Source organism: Pseudogulbenkiania sp. NH8B (genome assembly GCF_000283535.1).
Lineage (GTDB): Bacteria > Pseudomonadota > Gammaproteobacteria > Burkholderiales > Chromobacteriaceae > Pseudogulbenkiania > Pseudogulbenkiania ferrooxidans.
The window spans coordinates 2,848,558-2,865,309 of sequence record NC_016002.1; the positions used below are offsets into that span (position 1 = coordinate 2,848,558).

Below are 16,752 nucleotides of genomic sequence, written 5' to 3' on the forward strand. Positions count from 1 at the left end.
TTCCTGGCGATCACGGGCATGACGCCAAGCAACAACAAAGGCTCCCAACGAGCCGGGAGCCTTTTCGATCAGAGATCGCTAAACAGGGCCTATAGCCAATTCTTGATCCGGGTCACCATGGCCTCGACCGAGATGCCGTACCGGTCGTGCAGGGTCGGCAAGGCGCCGGCGTCCAGGAAGGCATCTGGCAGCGCGATCTGGCGGAACGCGGCCGGTCGCACGCCAGAGCACAGCAGCAGGCGCGCCACCGCTTCGCCCAGCCCGCCGATCTCGGAATGGTTTTCCGCCACCACCACGAGACGGCCCGGTTTGGCCACTTCGTGCAAGATGGTTTCCGCATCGAGCGGCTTGATGGTCGGGCTGTGCAGCACCGCGGCGTCGATAGCGTGCTTGCGCAATTCTTCCGCGGTTTCGAGCGCGCGCATGGTCATGAAGCCGGATGAGAGAATCAGCACGTCGCGGCCGTCGCGCAGCATCTTGGCCTTGCCCAGCTCGAACCGGTAGTCGTACTCGTCCAGCACCAGCGGCACATTGCCGCGCAGCAGGCGCATGTACACCGGCCCGTTGTGCGCCGCTATGGCCGGCACGGCCTGCTCGACATCGAGCGCATCGCAGGGGTCGACGATGGTCAGCCCGGGGACGCCGCGCATCATGGCCAGGTCATCGGTAGCCTGGTGGCTGGGGCCGTAGCCGGTGGTCAGGCCAGGCAGCGCGCAGCAGAGTTTGACGTTGAGGTTTTCCTCGGCGATGACCTGATGGATGAAGTCGTAGGCGCGCCGGGTGCCGAATACCGCGTAGGTGGTGATAAACGGCAACAAGCCTTCTTTGGCCATGCCACCAGCGGCGGCCATCAGGAGTTGTTCGGCCATGCCCATCTGGAAGAAGCGCTGCGGGTAGGCCTTGGCGAACAAGTGCAAATCCGTGTACTTGGCCAGATCGGCCGTCATGCCGACGATGTCGGGGCGAGAGGCGGCCAGCTCGACCAGGGCATTCCCGAATGGTGCGCTTTTGACACGCTGGCCCTCGGCGGCAATGGAAGCAATCATCGCCGAGGTGGTCAGACGCGGTTTCTTTTCGGCGGTGTTCATTTATACGGCCTCCTGTTGCTGGGATTGGTCGAGAATCGTAATGGCCTGCTGCCATTCGGCGGCCTCCACCCGGATGAAGTGGTTCTTGTCGCGCTGTTCCAGGAACGGAATGCCTTTGCCCATCAGGGTATCGAACAGGATGACGCGCGGCTGGGCCGTCTGCAGGTTGCGGGCGGTATCGAAGGCCTCGATCACGGCGGGCAGATCGTTGCCGTCGACGCGCTGCACGTGCCAGCCGAAGGCGGCCCATTTGTCTGCCAAGGGCTCGAAGCCCAGCACCTTGCTGGAGGGGCCGTCGGCCTGCTGGTTGTTGATGTCGACCAGGCAGATCAGATTCGACAGACCGTGGTGGGCCGCGGACATCGCCGCCTCCCAGGTCGAGCCTTCGTCCAGCTCGCCGTCGGACATCGAGTTGTAGACGAAGGCCGGGTTGTTCTTGAACCGCAGCCCCAGGGCCATCCCCACGCCGATGGGCAAACCTTGCCCCAGCGAGCCGCCGGATATTTCCATGCCGGGGGTGTAGGTGGCCATGCCGGACATGGGAAGGCGGCTATCGTCGCTGCCGTAGGTTTCCAGCTCGGATTCGGGGATGATGCCGGCTTCGATCAAGGCTGCGTAAAGGGCAATGGCGTAGTGGCCATGCGAAAGCAGGAAGCGGTCCCGGCCTTCCCATTCCGGCTCTTCCGGCCGGTAATTCATGGCGTGGCCGTAGGCGACGGCGAGCACGTCGGCCCAGCCAAGGGCCTGGCCCACGTAGCCCTGGCCTTGCACTTCCCCCATCTGCAGGGCGTAACGGCGAATTCGATAGGCGCGATCAGCCAGAGTCGGCGTCGGCTTATGCGACGGACTGTCCATGTTGGTCTCCAGTGATAGAGGAGGCGGGCGAATGCCCGCCTTGGGTTCGAGTGATTAGCGGTTGACGGTCTTGGCAGGGACGCGGAACACCAAGGCCACACCGAAGAAGACGACCAGCGAGATAAACACCAGGCCCGCGGTGGAATGACCGGTCAGATCATTGAGCCAGCCGACGATGGCCGGCGAAAAGAAGCCCGCCAGGTTGGCGATGCAGTTGATGGCGGCAATGCCGGCGGCAGCGGATACGCCCCCCAGCATGGCGCTCGGCAAGGCCCAGAACATCGAGGAGGCGGACAGGATCCCCGCGGCGGCCACGCTCAGGCAGGCAATCGAGGCGCTGACGGAAGACAGTTGGGGCAGCAGCAAGAACGCCGCGGCGGACAAGATCATGGGAACCGCCAGATGCAGGCGCCGCTCGCGGCGACGGTCCGCGCTCATGCCGATCAGCGGCAACGCGACGATGGTGCAGATGTACGGCAGCGCGGTGAGCACGCCGACCCAGAGCGGGTCTTGCACGCCGGCTTTCTTGACGATGGTGGGCAGCCAGAAGGTGAGCCCGTACTGGCCGAGCACGACGCAGAAGTAGATGGCCGCCATCAGCCACAAGCGGCGGTCTTGCACAAAGGCGGCAATCGACAGGTGCTCGACCTTGTGCGCGCCCTCGCTGGCGACATTGTGCTTGAGCAGTGCCTTTTCCTGGTCGTTGAGCCACTTGGCCTCATCGATGCCGTTTTCCAGATAGAACAGGATCGCCACGCCGAGCGCCAGGGACGGCAGCGCCTCCAGCATGAACAGCCATTTCCAGCCGGCCAAATCGTGATAGCCCTGGAAGGCTTGCATGATATAGCCGGACAAGGGGCCACCGACGATACCCGCCAGCGGAATGGCCATGAAGAACATCGACAAGGCCTTGGCGCGGCGCACCGACGGAAACCAGTAGGTCAGATAGAGGATGACCCCTGGCGCAAAGCCCGCCTCGGCCATGCCGAGCAGGAAGCGCATGACGTAAAACGAGGTTGGGGTTTTGACAAACACGAAGCTTGCCGAGATCAACGCCCAGGTGAGCATGATGCGGGCGAGCCATTTGCGCGCCCCCACTCGATGCAAAATGATGTTGCTGGGCACCTCGAACAAGAAATAGCCCAGGAAGAAGATGCCGGCACCAAGGCCATAAATGGTCTCGCTGAACTTCAGATCGTTGAGCATCTGCAGCTTGGCGAAGCCGACGTTGACACGATCGAGATAGGCGCCCAGGTAACACAACATCAGGAACGGGATCAGCCGCCACTGCACCTTGGCGTACAGCCTGGCCTCGGCATCCGCCGATTGATGAGGCATCGTGATGCCGCCGGCACTGGGCGCGACAATGCTTTTTGACTTCATGGTTTTCTCCTCCAGAGATGCTCCGGTTTCATTCCGGGCATAGCGGCCCGCCGTACATGGCGACGGGCTCGTTATCGGTTTATTAGTGGATCAACATGCCGCCATTGACGTCGAGTGTCACCCCGGTCAGATAGGAAGAGAGATCGCTGATCAGATACAGGCAGGCATTGGCCACATCCTCGGCGTTGCCGAGCCGGTTGAGCGGGATGCCCTTGATGATCTCCGCGCGCATTTCCGGCGTGAGCTTGTCGCCGGTGATATCGGTCTGGATCAGCCCCGGAGTAATGGAGTTGACGCGCACGTTGTCGCCGCCGAGTTCGCGCGCCATCGCGCGCGCCAGGCCCAGCACGCCGGCCTTGGCGGCGCTGTAGTGCGGGCCGCCGAAGATGCCGCCGCCGCGCTGCGCGGACACCGACGACATGCAGACGATGCTGCCGCTGCTCTGCTTCTTCATGTGCGGGATCACGGCCTGTGACATGTAAAGGGAGCCGCGCAGGTTCACATCGACCACGGCGTCGAAATTCTCCGCCGCGATGTCCATCACTCGCAGCGGCTGGGTAATGCCGGCATTGTTGATCAAGCCATCCACCCGGCCATACTTCTGCAGCACGGCCGCCACGGCCACCAGGCAGTCTTCCTTGCGGGTGACGTTGCAGGCGAGGCCGAGATGGCCTTCGCCCAGGTCGCGCGCTGCCGCCACGGCATCCTCTTCGCGCAGGTCCAGAATTACGACGCGTGCGCCGTTGGCGGCCAGCACTCTGGCGGTCGCCTTGCCGATGCCACGCGGAGAAGCCGCGCCAGTTACGATCACTACCTTGTTTTCCAGCAACATCATTGTCTCCTGGTGACTTTGTTGTGGCTCAACTTTGCATCCGGCAACGAGGAGGATCAACGCAGTCCCGTTCAACTATTGCTGAGAAATTTTCAGGTGTGAAATCGGTTGTCGGATTTGCTCGCGACAGGAAACACGCCCCCGACCAGGAAGCGTGTTATGGCAGAAAAGAGCGGAAAAGGCGAAAGCTCAGGTTTTTTTGGGGCCCAACTGCTTTTCAATCCACTCGATGAATCGGGCCACGCGGGGCAGATCGGCATTCTGCGACGGACAAACCAGATGGTGTGCACCCACTTCGACGGCATAGTGTTCGTCAAACACGGGAACCAGGGTGCCGCGCTGCAGATGCACCGAGGCCAGCAGCGTGCTCTCCAGCGCGATGCCGATGCCCAGCGCGGCCGTCTCCAGCGACATGTAGGAGCGGTCGAATGAAAAGTCGAACGTGGTATGCGCAGCCGCTACGCCGTGGCGGCCGAACCATTGTTGCCACTTCACTAACGGTGTCTCGGAAAAAATCAGGCGCTGGCCGAGCAAGTCCTCCGGCGTCTTGATCGGGTATTTCGCGAGGTAATCCTTCGAGGCCAGCGGAGTGATGTATTCATTGCGCAGCGTCCTGACTTCGACGTCTTTCCAGTACCCATAGCCATAACGGATATCGACGTCGTAATAGCCGCCCGTGAACGAGACATCCTCGTACGAGCAGGCCAGGTTCAACTGGATGTCGCCGTTCATCTCCTGAAACGAGGTCAGGCGCGGCAGCAGCCACATCAGCCCGAAGCTGGGACTGGAATGCACCCGCAGAATGTCGACCTCGCTCTGATTGGCCGCGCGTTCCGTGGCGCGGCTGAGGTCGGCCAGCGACCCCGTTACCTCGGAGAGGTACTGTTCGCCGATGGGGGTCAGTACCAGGCCTCTTCCCATGCGGGTAAACAGGGGGCGACCAATCTTCGATTCGAGGTTGGCAATCTGATGGCTCACGGCGGATGCCGTCAGGCCCAGCTCTTCGGCCGCACGATTGACGCTTTTTGTTCTTGCGACACTCTCGAACGCAATGATGCTTTTCAGCGGTGGGATACGCATAGGGCTTAACGGGGGCCTGATTGAGGCAATTTTTCGGTCAATGGCTCACTTTAGCGAACAAACCAGCGACTGGGTATCGCCAGACGAAGCCCTCCCCCCTTGGAACACCGCAACGGATGCCCTCAATAGCCACGATCCCGGATGAGACGATCGAGCGCATCCAGGGCGGCACGGGAACGCTTCGATCCGCGTTTGATTTCATAATTCATCAGCGCTTCCGCACGGGACACATCGCCCTGCACGGCGCGCAGCAGGCGGGCGTAGGCATCCAAATGCGGCTCGTTGCAGCGCCCCGGTTGGTAGGCCGAACGCCGGTAGGACGCTTCCCCTTCCCGCAAGCGCCGGCGCGTATTTCGGCAACCGTAGCGGAGGTTTCCGCCTCGCGGCAGCTAGGCCGCGATGACGGCCACCACGCGGCCGCCTTCTTCCACGAAGCGGCCTTCGAGGACGGGCAGGCCGTCGCGTGTCGCGGGGTTGGCCGCCGGCACGACGCGAAACGTCTGGCGGCCGGGCTCGAGCGGGGCAAGTTCGACGTCGAGAAAGCCCATCGGCCCGCCCAGCACCGGCTGCACAGCCTTGTAGTAGGCTTCCTTGGCCGAGAAGCGCAGCGTCGCTTCTGCCGCCGGCCGCCGGGCCGCCGCCAGCCAGCCGCGCTCGCGGGATGTCAGGCAGGCATGGCGCACCGCCTCGCAGCCGGCCTCGTCGAGCAGTGGCTCCACGTCGATGCCCAGCCAGCGGTAGTCGCTTCGGTACGCCAGCAGCGCCAGCGCACCGTGCGCATCGTGGGTGATCGAGCCCAGCACGCCCGCCGGCCAGCAGGGCGCGCCGTCAGGCTGCCGGCCAACCGAGTGGTAGCGACCGGTGAGCGCATACAGCGCCGCTTCGGCGCACAGCCGCCCGGCCAGATGGGCCAGTTGGCGGGGGCGGATGGCATGCGCGCAGGCGGGCACCACCCCGGCCAGCGCCAGCCCGTCCAGCAGCGCGTCCAGCCGCCGCAGCGACAGCTGGCGCAACGCGGTTCCGGGCCAGGCCGGCACGGCTACGGGCTGCGGCCCGGCGAACAGCTGCCGCCCGATGCCCGGGCGCAGCCGCTCCAGCCGCAGGCTGACGGGGGTGTCGTCGATCAGCATCGCCCCGCCCCCTTCGGCTCAAGCTTGCCGCGCAGCCAGCCAGCCGGGCCGCAGGAGGCCCGGCCGACGGCGAGACTCACGCGGCGCAGACCGGCTCGGCGCAGATGCTCTGGACGATGTGGGCGGCGTCCTCTGCCACGCCGGCCAGGAGGCCCGATTTCTGCTTGTGCAGCCACGGCAGGCCGACGAAGTACAGCCCCGGCTGCGCGGTCCGGCCGCGCTGCTGGATGGGGTAGCCGTCCTCGTCGAAGATCGGGAACTTCACCAGGCCGAAGTCGAAGTCGTAGCCGATCGCCCAGATGATGGTGCGGATGCCGCTCGCCGCGAGGTCGAGCTCGCGGAGCGCCTCCAGCGCATAGCCGTCCTGCCAATGCGGCACGGTTTCCAGCGGCGCCTCGATGCCGGCCTGGGCGATGTAGGCGTCGATGCCCTGCAGCATGTCGGCCTCGAACTTGTCGGCCTTGGCCAGGTTGTCGTGCAGGTCGCCGGCCAGCAGCGCCTTGCCGTCCTGCACATCCTGCAGACGCCCCAGCAGGCGGATGCCGTCGCGCGCGAACTGGTGCAGGTTGAGGCTGCCACCGTCGGTCTTGCCGGCCATGTGCGGGTTGGCGGCGAACTTGGCCTTGGGGCTCGGCAGCTGGTCGACGGTGCGCTCGGAAAAGCCCATCTGCGCCGCCCAGGCGAAGATGTCGCGGCCGCGATAAGTGCGAGGAATGCGCCCCGCCCCACTGGTGCACAGGTAGACCGGGCGGCCGCTCTGGTGCAGTTCCTGGGCGATCTGGCAGCCCGACTGCGAGCTGCCGACCACCAGGACGCCACCCTCGGGCAACTGGGCCGGGTTGCGGTAGTCGCCCGAATGCAGCTGGACGACGCCGGCCGGAACGTGTTCGGCCAACCTTGGGATGCGCGGCGTCTGGAACAGCCCGGTGGCCACCACCACGTGGCGGGCTTGGTAGGTGGCGTCCGCGCTGCGCACCCAGAAGCCACCCTCCGGGCAGGCTTCGACCGCGCTCACCCGGGTGTTGAGCCGCAGCGGCAGGTCGAACTTAGCGGCGTAGCCGGCGAAGATGTCGACCACTTCATCGCGATGCAGAAAGCCGCCCGGCGCGTCGCCGCTGTACTCGGCTCCCGGCAGGCGGAACGCCCAGTTCGGGGTGACCAGCGTGAAGGAATCCCAGCGCCCGTCGCGCCAGGCCGAACCGGCCTGGTCGGATTGTTCGAGGATCAGGTGCTCGCGGCCCTGCTGCTTCAGGTAATAGCTGGTGGCGAGGCCGCCCTGCCCGCCGCCGATGATGATGGTGTCGATGGTTTGAATCATGGTGTGTTGCTCTTTATTGAGGGTAACGGGCCGCATCGGCCCGGTAGCCGCCGGTTATTTCTTGGCGTCCAGTTTGCGGCCGACGAGGGCGCAAGCCGGGCAGAAGCCGATGAAGCCGAAGAACAGGAAGGCCGCGGCGCTGGCGATGATCAGCGTGCGCAACCAGCCCGCCAGCGGCAGCGACAGGGTCACGGCAATCACGACGCTCCCGGCGAGGACGCGCAGCACCCGCTCCCAGAGCGGAAGATTTTTCTGATAGAACATGGTTTCACCCGTTGAAAAATGAACACAAGTAGGTAGTTTGGATACGGATTCCTGTAGGGTGCCGCCGCTCAGTGCGTCGGCGTCGCCTCGTCTTGCCAGCCGCCGCCCAGCACGTACACCAGCTGGGTCGAGGCCAGCAGCCCCTTCAGCTGGTTGCGCCGGAACTTGAGCTCGGCCGTCGACAGGTCGCGCTCGGCCTGGGTCACTTCCAGGTAGTTGACCGCGCCCTTGTCGTAGCGCGCCTTGGCCAGCAGGGACACGCGCCGCGCCGATTCCAGCGCCGCGTCGAGCAGCCCGGCCTGGGTGCGGCACGATTCCACCTCGGTCAGCGCATCGTCGACTTCGCGCAGCGCGATCAACAGCTGCACCTTGTGGACGTTGAGTGCCTCCTGGTAGCGCGCGTCGGCGATTTTCTGGTTGGCGCGGAGGCGGCCGCCGTCGAGAATCGGCAGCGAGATGGCCAGCGGCCCTAGGGTGAACTGGCGCGAATCGCTGTTGGTGAGGTTGTGCAGCTCCATCGAGGCGAAGCCGAAGTTGCCGGTGAGGCTGATCGACGGGTAGAACGCGGTGTCGGCGATTTCCTTCTGCGCCAGCAAGGCGCGGATGTTCTGCGCCGACTGCGCCAGATCCGGGCGCTGGCGCAAAATGGACGCCGGCAGGCCGGGGCTGATCGCGGGCACATCCGGCAGACGGTACGCCGCATCGCGCGGCACGCTGAATGCCGCCACCGGCTTGACCGTCAGCGTGGCCAGCTCGTGCTCGGCCAGGCTCAGGCGCTTGCGGGCGTCCTCGATCTCGACATCGGCATTCTTGAGTTCGAGGCGCACCCGCGCCAGGTCGAGCTCGCTGCTCAGCCCGGCGTCGAAGCGTCCGGCCTGCACGCTCTCGGCCTCGGCGCGCTGCTGGCGGATGTCGGTCAACAGCGCCAGATCGGATTCGGCCAGGCGGTACTGCCAATAGGTGGTCGCCACCTCCCAGCTCAGCGTCTGCTCGACCATGCGGGCGAAGGCCTGCTCCGCCGCCACCCCGGCCTTGGCCGCCGCCACGGCGTAGCCGACCCGGTTCCACACGTCGATCTGCCAGGCGGCGTCGAAGCCGGCGGTGATCTTGTCGCCGCTGATGGTCTGATGGCCCAGGATCTGGCCCAGCGCGGTATTGGTCGAGGTGCGCGAGTTGCTGAAACCGACGCCGGCGTTCAGCTGCGGCAAGCGGTCGGCGTTGGCCAGCCGGGTCTGCGCCTCGGCGGCGATCTGGCGCAGGTGCGCCACCTGGGTATAGGGGTTGTCACGCAGCGTGGTTTCCACCAGCTGGTTCAGGGTGGCGTCGTGGTACAACCGCCACCACTGGCGCGGCAGGTCGTGCGCCGCTGGCGCGCCGGCGTGCTGGTAGCTCGCCGGCACCAGCTCGGTCGGCGCCGGCGGTTGCAGCGCCGGGGTGGCGCAGCCCGCCAGCAGCGAGGCCAGCGCCGTGCAGATCATGGTTTTCTTCAACATGGTCTTTCTCTTGAATCGTTACGCCGAGCGGTCATTTGCCGCCGGCAACCACCCGGTCGGCCAGCCACATCACGGCAATCGAGGCCAACAGCACGCAGCCCAGAATGAAAAAGCTGTCGGTGTAGGCCAAGACGTAGGCTTCGCGGCGCACCAGGTGATCGAGGGCGGCAAGCGCCTGCTGCTGGGCGGCCACCGGGTCGCCGCTGCCCGCCAGGAACTGGCTGGTGAGCTGCCCCAGCCGTTCCTGCACGGCGTCGGAAAACAGCGACACCGACTCGCCGATACGTGCCGAGTGAAAGTGCTCGCGCCAGGTGATGGTGGTGGCCAGCACCGCGGTGCCGACCGCGCCGCCGAGAATCCGTGACATGTTGTACAGGCCGGACGCCGACGACAGGTTGGCCGCCTCGATGCGGTGGATGGCAAAGTTCGACAAGGTCAGCACGATCAGCGGCTGGCCGAGCGCGCGCAGCACCTGCGAGAACACCAGCTGGTCGTAGCCGGTGGTGGCGTCCATGGTGGCGTTCATGAAGCAGGAGCCGGCGAACAGCAGCAGCCCGAGCGAGCAGATCACGCGGTTGTCGAAGCGCTTCGCGAACGCCGCGGCCAGCGGCATCATCACGATCTGCGGCAGCCCCATCCACATGATCACCTCGCCGATCTGCAGCGAGTTGTAACCGGCGATCTCGGACAGGAACAAGGGCAGCACGAAGGTCGAGCCGTACAGCCCCATGCCGGCCGCCGCGCCGACCAGCGACGACACGCCGAAGGTGCGGCGCGCGAACAGTGCGAGGTTGACGAAGGGCTTGCTACGGGTCTGCAGGATGGCCACCCACGCCACGATGCCCAGCAGCGCCGCCAGCGCGCAGGCGCGGATCAGATCGGATGCGAACCAGTCCTTGCTGTTGCCTTCTTCGAGGAACACGATCAGCGACCCCAGCCCGACCGTCATCGCCGCGATCGCCAGCCAGTCGGCCTCGCGCAACAGCTTCAACTGCAGCGGCTCGCGCGCCAGGCCGTAGGCCAGCCCGGCCAGCATCAGCACGCCCGGCGCCCAGTTGATGAAGAAGATCGACGGCCAGCCGTAGAAGTTGGTCAGCACACCGCCCAGCGTCGGGCCGAAGGCGGGCGCCATGGTGCTCGACAGCATCAGCCATGCCAGCCCGATGGTGCGCTTGGAGGGCGGCAGCCGGGTCAGGATCAGCGTCATCGCCGTCGGGATCAGGGCGCCGCCGGTGAAGCCCTGCAGCGCGCGGAACACGATCATCGACGGCAGGTTCCAGGCGTAGCCGCACAGCGTGGAAAACACCAGGAACAGCACGACATTGCCAAGCATGTAGACGCGCGCGCCGAACACCCGCACGAAGAAGGCGGTGAGCGGAATCACCACCACTTCGGCCGCCAGGTAAGAGGTGGTCATCCACGACCCCTCCTCCACCGTGGCCGACAGCGCGCCGCGAATCTCGCGCAGCGACGCGTTGGTGACCTGGATGTCCAGGATCGCCATGAACACCCCGAGAATGGCGGCGAAAATGGCGATCCAGGTACGCGCATCGACCGCCGGCTCGGGCAGCGGCAGCACGGCGGCGGGCGGCGGCATGGGGCGCGTGGCGACGGCGGTTTTTTCAGCCATGGCCGCCATCAGTGCACCGTGCCGGCTGGGGCGCCCTGGCGCAGGTCGACTTCCACGAACGCCGACATGCCGGGCGCCAGACGCCCGCCCATCGCCTTGACGTCGTGGGGATCGAGCCGCACTTTCACCGGGATGCGCTGCACGATCTTGGTGAAGTTGCCGGTGGCATTATCCGGCGGCAGCAGCGCAAACTGCGCGCCCGACGCCGGCGCGAAACTGTCGACCTTGCCGCTGAACGCCTGCCCCGGGAAGGCGTCGATCGTCACCGTCGCCTGCTGCCCGGGGTACAGGTCGTGCAGCTGGGTTTCCTTGAAGTTGGCGTTCACCCAGACCCCTTCCTGGACGATCGCCAGCAGCTGCTGGCCGGCCTGCACCCGCGTGCCCACCTCCACGCTCTTCTTACCGATGCGGCCATCGACCGGGGCGACGATGCGGGTGTACTTGAGCTGGAGTTCGGCGTCGCGCAGCTGGGCGGCGAGTACCTTTTTCTGCGCCAGGGCGGCGGCGCGGGCGGCTTCCACCGATCCGCTCTTGGCGCTGGCGGCCTTGGCCTGGAACTGCTGCGCCTGCGCCTCGGCCGCGGCGCTGTCGCGCGCGGCGATGGCGCTTTCCAGCTCGGACTTCGACACCGACTTGAGCTGCACGTCGTGCAGTGCGCTCACCCGCCTGGCTTCGGCGTCGTTGCGCTGGAACTGCGCCGCGGCGCGCGCCACCAAGGCCTGCGCGGCCTGCGCTTCGGCGCGGGCCTGTTCCAGCTGTTCGGCGATCTGGCGCACCTGCTCGTCGGTCTGGGCGATCTGCGCCTTGATCTGGGCGATCTTCACTTCCTGGTCGGCCGCATCCAGTTCGAGCAAGGGGTCGCCGGCCCGTACCAGCTGGTTGTCGCTCACCAGCACCTTGTGCACCACCCCGGCAATGCGCGGCGAGATGGTGCTGACATGGCCGGCCAGGTAGGCGTTGTCGGTTTCTTCAAAGTAATGGCTGCGCCACCACATGCGGCCGGCCACCGCCGCCGTCGCCAGCAGGATCAGCGCCAGAATCAGGCGCCCCTTGCGAGCGCCGCGGCCGGAAGGCGCGGCTTGGGACGGGGCCTGTCCCGTCGGCAGGGGCGAGCCGGGAGAAAGCTCAGTTTTGTTGGTCATGCAACAACTCCGTAGGGTATCCGGTGGGCTGCCCGCCAGAGCGGCGGGCAGCCGTGTCCGGCACGGTCACACCCCCGGCGCCGCCAGTGGCGGGCGCCGGGATTGAGCGGCCGGGTGCGTATCGCGTGGTTTATCGGGGGGGTGCGCTCAGCGCAGCGGTTGTTCGGCCAACGTTTGGTCCGCTCCGCTGCCCTGGCGCAGCACGTTCGCCACGATCGCGCGCAGCGCCTCGCCCTGAATGATGGAGAAGTGATCCTCGTCCATCGCCACCACCTCCAGGTGGCCGCCATCCGGCATGGCGAAGGGGGTCAGCAGCGGGAACTGCTGCTTGCGGGTGGCGCGGAACAGGCGCGTCGGCGTGCTGATCGCGTGCGGCGCATGGCGTACCAGGGCGTTGTAGTTGGCCTGGTATTCGCCGAGCAGCGTGACGAACTCCGGCAGCGAGAGCTGGCCTGCGCTCGCCACGGTGTCGCGCAGCACGGCCAGGGCGGCCTCGGGCTGCCGGCGCGCGTCTAGGGTTTCGATGGCGGCAAAGGCCTCCGGCACCGGGGTGCTGCCCAGAAGATCGCGCACGAAGTTGCGCAGCAGCGCGTAGCCTTCCAGACGGCTGGCCGTGCGGCTGTCGGCCGATTGGCAGCTGTCGATCAGGGTCAGGCCGAGCGGGGCGATGCCGCGGGCTTCCAGCTGGCGCGTCATTTCCTGGGCGATGACACCGCCCATCGACCACCCCAGCAGATGCAGCGGCCGCCACGCTCCAAGCTGGCCGGACAGCGCCTCGATGTAGCGCGCGGCCAGTTCGTCGACCTCGCGCTCGCTACCGTCGCCCGGCGACTGCAGCGCCAGCACGGCCATGCCGTCCGGCACCAGCGCGGTCAGTTCGCGGTAGCACAGCACGTTGCCGCCCACCGGGTGCACCACCACCAGCGTGCTCTCGCTGCCGTCGCGCAGCACGACCAGCGGACTGCGCCCGGACGAGGCCGACGCGTCCTGCGCCAACAGCGCCCTCTGGGCGGCGATGGTGCCGTGGCGCAGCAGGGACGCCAGCGGCAGGCTCTTGCCGAACTCGGCGGCGATGGCGTTGAGCAGGCGCACCGCCAACAGCGAGGTGCCGCCCTGTTCGAAGAAGTTGTCGTCGATACCCGGCGCGTCGCTGCCCAGCAGCTGCTGCCAGATGCCGGCCAGGCGCTGTTCGTCGGCGTTGCGCGGCGCGCGCTTCTCGCGAACGGCCGGCGGCAGCGCGGCGGCGATGTCGGCCAGCGCCTTGCGGTTGACCTTGCCGTTGGCGGTCACCGGGATCTGCTCCAGTGCGATGAACTGTGCCGGCACCATGTAGTCGGGCAGCGTGCGCGCCAGATGCTCGCGCAGCGCCGCCTCGCCGACCTCTTCGTGTTCCGGCACGTACAGCGTCACCAGCTGGCGGTCCTGGCTGTGGCCCTGGCGCACGATGGTGGCGGCGCTGCGCACCCCCGGGCAGCGGTCGAGCACGGCGTCGATTTCGCCCAGCTCGATGCGGAAGCCACGGATTTTCACCTGGTCGTCGTTGCGGCCGAGGAATTCGAGGTAGCCGCTGTCGTGGTAGCGCCCCATGTCGCCGGTGCGGTACAGCCGCTCGCCGGTTTGCGGATGGGTGATGAAGCTGGCGGCGGTGCGTTCCGGGTCGTTGTAGTAGCCCTTGGCCACGCCGATGCCGCCGATGTACAGCTCGCCCGGCACCCCGGTCGGCGCATGGCGCAGGTCGCGGGTCAGCACGTGGAAGTGCTGGTTGGCCAGCGGCCAGCCGTAGGGAATGCTCTTCCAGCTCGGATCGACGCGGTCGATCATGAAATAGTTGGACCAGATCGACGCCTCGGTGGCGCCGCCCATGCCGATCAGCACGGTGTGCGGCAGCTGCGCGGCCAGGCGTCCCGGCAGGCTGACCGGAATCCAGTCGCCGCTGAGCATCACCAGGCGCAGCGACGCCAGATCGCTGGCCGCGCGCGCGCCCAGGTACTCGATCTGCATCTCCAGCAGCGCCGGCACGGTGTTCCATACCGACACCTGGTGCTCGCGCACCATGCGCGCCCAGTCGTCCGGCGACGGGGTTTCGCTGTACGGCGGCAACACCAGCGCGGCGCCGCTGCCCAGGCTGGCGAAGATGTCGTACACCGACAGGTCGAAGTTGAACGCCGAGATGCCGATCACGCGGTCTTCCGGCGTCAGGCCGAAGCGGTCGATGATGTCCTGGATGGTGTTGACCGCGCCGCGGTGGTCGATCATCACGCCCTTGGGCTGACCGGTGGAACCGGAGGTGAAGATCACGTAGGCCAGGTCCAGCTCGCCCTGCACCGATGGCAGGTCCACCGCCGGGCCGGGTTCACCGTCGGGCAGCACGTCCTCCAGAATCAGCATGGTGACGCCGGCCGGCAGCTCGAAGCCGTCGGCCAGATCGCGTTCGACCAGCGCCACCTTCACGCCCTGTTGGCCGGTCAGCCAGGCCTTGCGCTCGGCCGGCAGTTCACTGGAGACCGGCAGGTAGGCGCCGCCGGCCTGCACCGTGGCCATCGCCGCCGACACCTGACGCCAGCCGCGCCGCGCCACGATGGCGACCAGATCGTTTCGGCCAACGTTGTTGTCGCGCAGCCGGGCGGCCAAGCGGGTGGTCAGGCGCCACAGCTCGTCGTAGGACAGGGTGCGCTCATCGCTGATGATGGCCGGACGCTCGGGGTACTGGCGACAGGCTGCGGCGAAGAAGTCGTGCAGCAGGCCGGTCGGCAGCGGTTTTGCCGAGGCGTTGGCCGCCTGGCGCGCGGCGAGATTGCGCGGCGGCACGAGCGGCAATTGCGGGGTGTCGGCGGAGCTGCCGTCGATCAGGCCCAGCAATTGATCGCCGAAGGACTGGAACATGTCCTCCACCACGCCCGGCTGGAAGGCCTCGACCACGTAGTCCCAGTTCAGGGTCAGTTGCTCGCCGTCCATGTAGACCTGGCAGTCGAGCAGCACCTGCGGGGTCTGCAGGCCGCCGGCGCGGATTTCCCAGCCCAGATCGACCGGGCTCAGCAGCTCGCCCATCGGCAGGCCCAGCGAGCTCGCGAACACCACCGGCATGGCCGGCACGACGCTGCCGCTGCGCCCCATGGCGCGGATCACCTCGACGCCGGAGACCTGCATGTGTTTCAGGTCGCGGAACATCTTGCGCTGCAGCGCACGGGCACGCTCGCGCAGGCCGCCATCCACCTCCACCGCCTCGACCGGCATGGTGCTGCCGAAGTTGCCGAACACGTGGGCAAAGCGGTCGTCGTCGTTCGGCCGGTGGGTCGCCAACATGTTGATGATGAACGAGGCGTTTTTCGACCACAGCCGCAGCACATCGGCGTACATGGTGCACAACAGGCTGTTGACGCTGACGCCGCAGCGGCGCGCCTGCTCGTACAGTGCCTCGACCTGGCGGGCGTTGAGGCTGATGCGGATGCGGCGGAACTCCGACTTCTCCGGAATCGCGTCGTGATCGACCAGCGGCAGCTCCGGCGCGTTGGGCAGCTCCTTGGCGCGCTCCTGCCAGTACTGCAGCGAACGCTGGTAGCCCAGCGTGCGCGTCTGCTGGCGGCGCAGCTGGACGAAATCGGCAAAGCTCGCCTCTTGCGGCTGGGGAGCGGGACGCCCGAGGTAGACGGCGCACATATCGTTCAGGAACAGCCACATCGACATCGCGTCGAAGGCGATCAGGCGGAACAGGAAGTGGACGTAGTAGCCGTCGGCCACCTGGTCGATGAAACAGGAAAACTGCAGACCGCGCCCGAACGGCGGCAGCTCGGACTCCAGCGTGGCCTTGCGCTCGGCCAGGTAGGCCCTGGCCCCGTCCGGCGTGACATGGCGGTAGTCGTTGAGCGGTAGCGCGATGCGCTCCGGTGGCGGCAACGGGCGCTGGGTGCCATCGCTCAGGATCTCGACCGTGAGCGAGGGCTGCGAGCGCACCACCGCGAGAATCGATCGCTCCAGCAAGGGAACGTCCAGTGCCGCGGTGAAAAAGCAGCGATGCAGGAAGGCCGGCGTATGCAGGCGGTAGGCATCCTGCTCACCGAGCCAGTAGGCGTGCTGCAGTTCGGTCAGGGGAAATGCGGAAACAGGGGTGAGACTGGTATCGGGCTGATGGTCTGGCAGGTGTGTCATGACTTAAGCGATTCCGGGTGGGCTGGTTTATTCAGTATGCATTTTGTAAGTTACAGCCAATGTATTTGCCATTATTTGCTTGTAACACTTATAAGCCGGCGCCGGATTATGCCATCCTTATGAAGCTTGATCTAGCTCAAGCTATAACATTTCAACATCCAGTATCACCGCGATGCCGGACGCCCGATCCGGCTATCACCCAAGCGACCGGGCCTGCCAGGGGCCATGGCGTGCGACAACGCAGCGGGGCTGCCGCCAATCGCCCGGCATTGTGCCTCTGCGGCAAAACGACGGTCTTCGACGGAAGCGACATGTAAGCGTCATTGCCCGCCACCGCCGACCATCGCCCCACCCTACCTCGAGAGCAGGTGGGTTTCATGACACGGCCCAC

Annotated in this window: 13 protein-coding genes; all 13 read right to left on the reverse strand. The window is 66.4% G+C overall.

All coding sequences use genetic code 11. The features are described from left to right. Nucleotides 1-89 precede the first annotated feature (89 nt). Entirely contained in the window at nt 90-1,088 is a 999-nt protein-coding gene (locus NH8B_RS13120) for a transketolase family protein (protein ID WP_014087729.1), read from the reverse strand. Further along, nucleotides 1,089-1,943 carry a transketolase gene (locus NH8B_RS13125; protein WP_014087730.1) on the reverse strand — a complete coding sequence of 285 codons (855 nt, stop codon included), beginning with the start codon at nt 1,941-1,943 and terminating at the stop codon, nt 1,089-1,091. It lies immediately after the preceding gene. Between the two features lie 54 nt (nt 1,944-1,997). Continuing rightward, the gene (locus NH8B_RS13130) at nt 1,998-3,326 is read right to left on the reverse strand and encodes an MFS transporter (protein WP_014087731.1); all 1,329 of its coding nucleotides are present in this window, start codon (nt 3,324-3,326) and stop codon (nt 1,998-2,000) included. Between the two features lie 82 nt (nt 3,327-3,408). Next, entirely contained in the window at nt 3,409-4,158 is a 750-nt protein-coding gene (locus NH8B_RS13135) for an SDR family NAD(P)-dependent oxidoreductase (RefSeq protein ID WP_014087732.1), read from the reverse strand. Nucleotides 4,159-4,347: 189 nt separating this feature from the next. After that, a complete protein-coding gene (locus NH8B_RS13140) occupies nt 4,348-5,238 on the reverse strand; it encodes a LysR substrate-binding domain-containing protein (protein WP_014087733.1) in 891 nt (296 codons plus the stop codon). A gap of 122 nt (nt 5,239-5,360) precedes the next feature. Beyond that, the gene (locus tag NH8B_RS13145; RefSeq protein ID WP_232503465.1) at nt 5,361-5,510 is read right to left on the reverse strand and encodes a hypothetical protein; all 150 of its coding nucleotides are present in this window, start codon (nt 5,508-5,510) and stop codon (nt 5,361-5,363) included. A gap of 117 nt (nt 5,511-5,627) precedes the next feature. Next, complete coding sequence (locus NH8B_RS13150) at nt 5,628-6,368, reverse strand: 4'-phosphopantetheinyl transferase family protein (protein WP_014087735.1); 741 nt, start codon at nt 6,366-6,368, stop codon at nt 5,628-5,630. A 76-nt stretch (nt 6,369-6,444) separates the two neighbouring features. Then, a complete protein-coding gene (locus NH8B_RS13155) occupies nt 6,445-7,686 on the reverse strand; it encodes an NAD(P)-binding domain-containing protein (RefSeq protein WP_014087736.1) in 1,242 nt (413 codons plus the stop codon). 54 nt (nt 7,687-7,740) lie between these two features. Next, nucleotides 7,741-7,950 carry a YgaP family membrane protein gene (locus NH8B_RS13160; protein WP_014087737.1) on the reverse strand — a complete coding sequence of 70 codons (210 nt, stop codon included), beginning with the start codon at nt 7,948-7,950 and terminating at the stop codon, nt 7,741-7,743. A gap of 68 nt (nt 7,951-8,018) precedes the next feature. Next, nucleotides 8,019-9,443 (reverse strand): efflux transporter outer membrane subunit, encoded by a 1,425-nt coding sequence (locus NH8B_RS13165; RefSeq protein WP_014087738.1) that lies wholly within the window; start codon nt 9,441-9,443, stop codon nt 8,019-8,021. Nucleotides 9,444-9,474: 31 nt separating this feature from the next. Next, on the reverse strand, nt 9,475-11,073 hold the full coding sequence (locus NH8B_RS13170) for a DHA2 family efflux MFS transporter permease subunit (RefSeq protein WP_232503466.1): 1,599 nt from the start codon (nt 11,071-11,073) through the stop codon (nt 9,475-9,477). A gap of 8 nt (nt 11,074-11,081) precedes the next feature. Beyond that, the gene (locus NH8B_RS13175; protein ID WP_014087740.1) at nt 11,082-12,215 is read right to left on the reverse strand and encodes an HlyD family secretion protein; all 1,134 of its coding nucleotides are present in this window, start codon (nt 12,213-12,215) and stop codon (nt 11,082-11,084) included. A 147-nt stretch (nt 12,216-12,362) separates the two neighbouring features. Further along, entirely contained in the window at nt 12,363-16,361 is a 3,999-nt protein-coding gene (locus NH8B_RS13180) for a non-ribosomal peptide synthetase (RefSeq protein WP_014087741.1), read from the reverse strand. Nucleotides 16,362-16,752: the final 391 nt, after the last annotated feature.

What these genes read in the sequence shown, in the direction of transcription:
- NH8B_RS13150 (WP_014087735.1), bottom strand. Translation starts at nt 6,368, where the DNA reads ATGCTGATCGACGACACCCCCGTCAGCCTGCGGCTGGAGCGGCTGCGC.
- NH8B_RS13140 (WP_014087733.1), bottom strand. Translation starts at nt 5,238, where the DNA reads ATGCGTATCCCACCGCTGAAAAGCATCATTGCGTTCGAGAGTGTCGCA.
- NH8B_RS13165 (WP_014087738.1), bottom strand. Translation starts at nt 9,443, where the DNA reads ATGTTGAAGAAAACCATGATCTGCACGGCGCTGGCCTCGCTGCTGGCG.
- NH8B_RS13160 (WP_014087737.1), bottom strand. Translation starts at nt 7,950, where the DNA reads ATGTTCTATCAGAAAAATCTTCCGCTCTGGGAGCGGGTGCTGCGCGTC.
- NH8B_RS13135 (WP_014087732.1), bottom strand. Translation starts at nt 4,158, where the DNA reads ATGTTGCTGGAAAACAAGGTAGTGATCGTAACTGGCGCGGCTTCTCCG.
- NH8B_RS13170 (WP_232503466.1), bottom strand. Translation starts at nt 11,073, where the DNA reads ATGGCTGAAAAAACCGCCGTCGCCACGCGCCCCATGCCGCCGCCCGCC.
- NH8B_RS13155 (WP_014087736.1), bottom strand. Translation starts at nt 7,686, where the DNA reads ATGATTCAAACCATCGACACCATCATCATCGGCGGCGGGCAGGGCGGC.
- NH8B_RS13125 (WP_014087730.1), bottom strand. Translation starts at nt 1,943, where the DNA reads ATGGACAGTCCGTCGCATAAGCCGACGCCGACTCTGGCTGATCGCGCC.
- NH8B_RS13130 (WP_014087731.1), bottom strand. Translation starts at nt 3,326, where the DNA reads ATGAAGTCAAAAAGCATTGTCGCGCCCAGTGCCGGCGGCATCACGATG.
- NH8B_RS13175 (WP_014087740.1), bottom strand. Translation starts at nt 12,215, where the DNA reads ATGACCAACAAAACTGAGCTTTCTCCCGGCTCGCCCCTGCCGACGGGA.
- NH8B_RS13120 (WP_014087729.1), bottom strand. Translation starts at nt 1,088, where the DNA reads ATGAACACCGCCGAAAAGAAACCGCGTCTGACCACCTCGGCGATGATT.
- NH8B_RS13180 (WP_014087741.1), bottom strand. Translation starts at nt 16,361, where the DNA reads ATGACACACCTGCCAGACCATCAGCCCGATACCAGTCTCACCCCTGTT.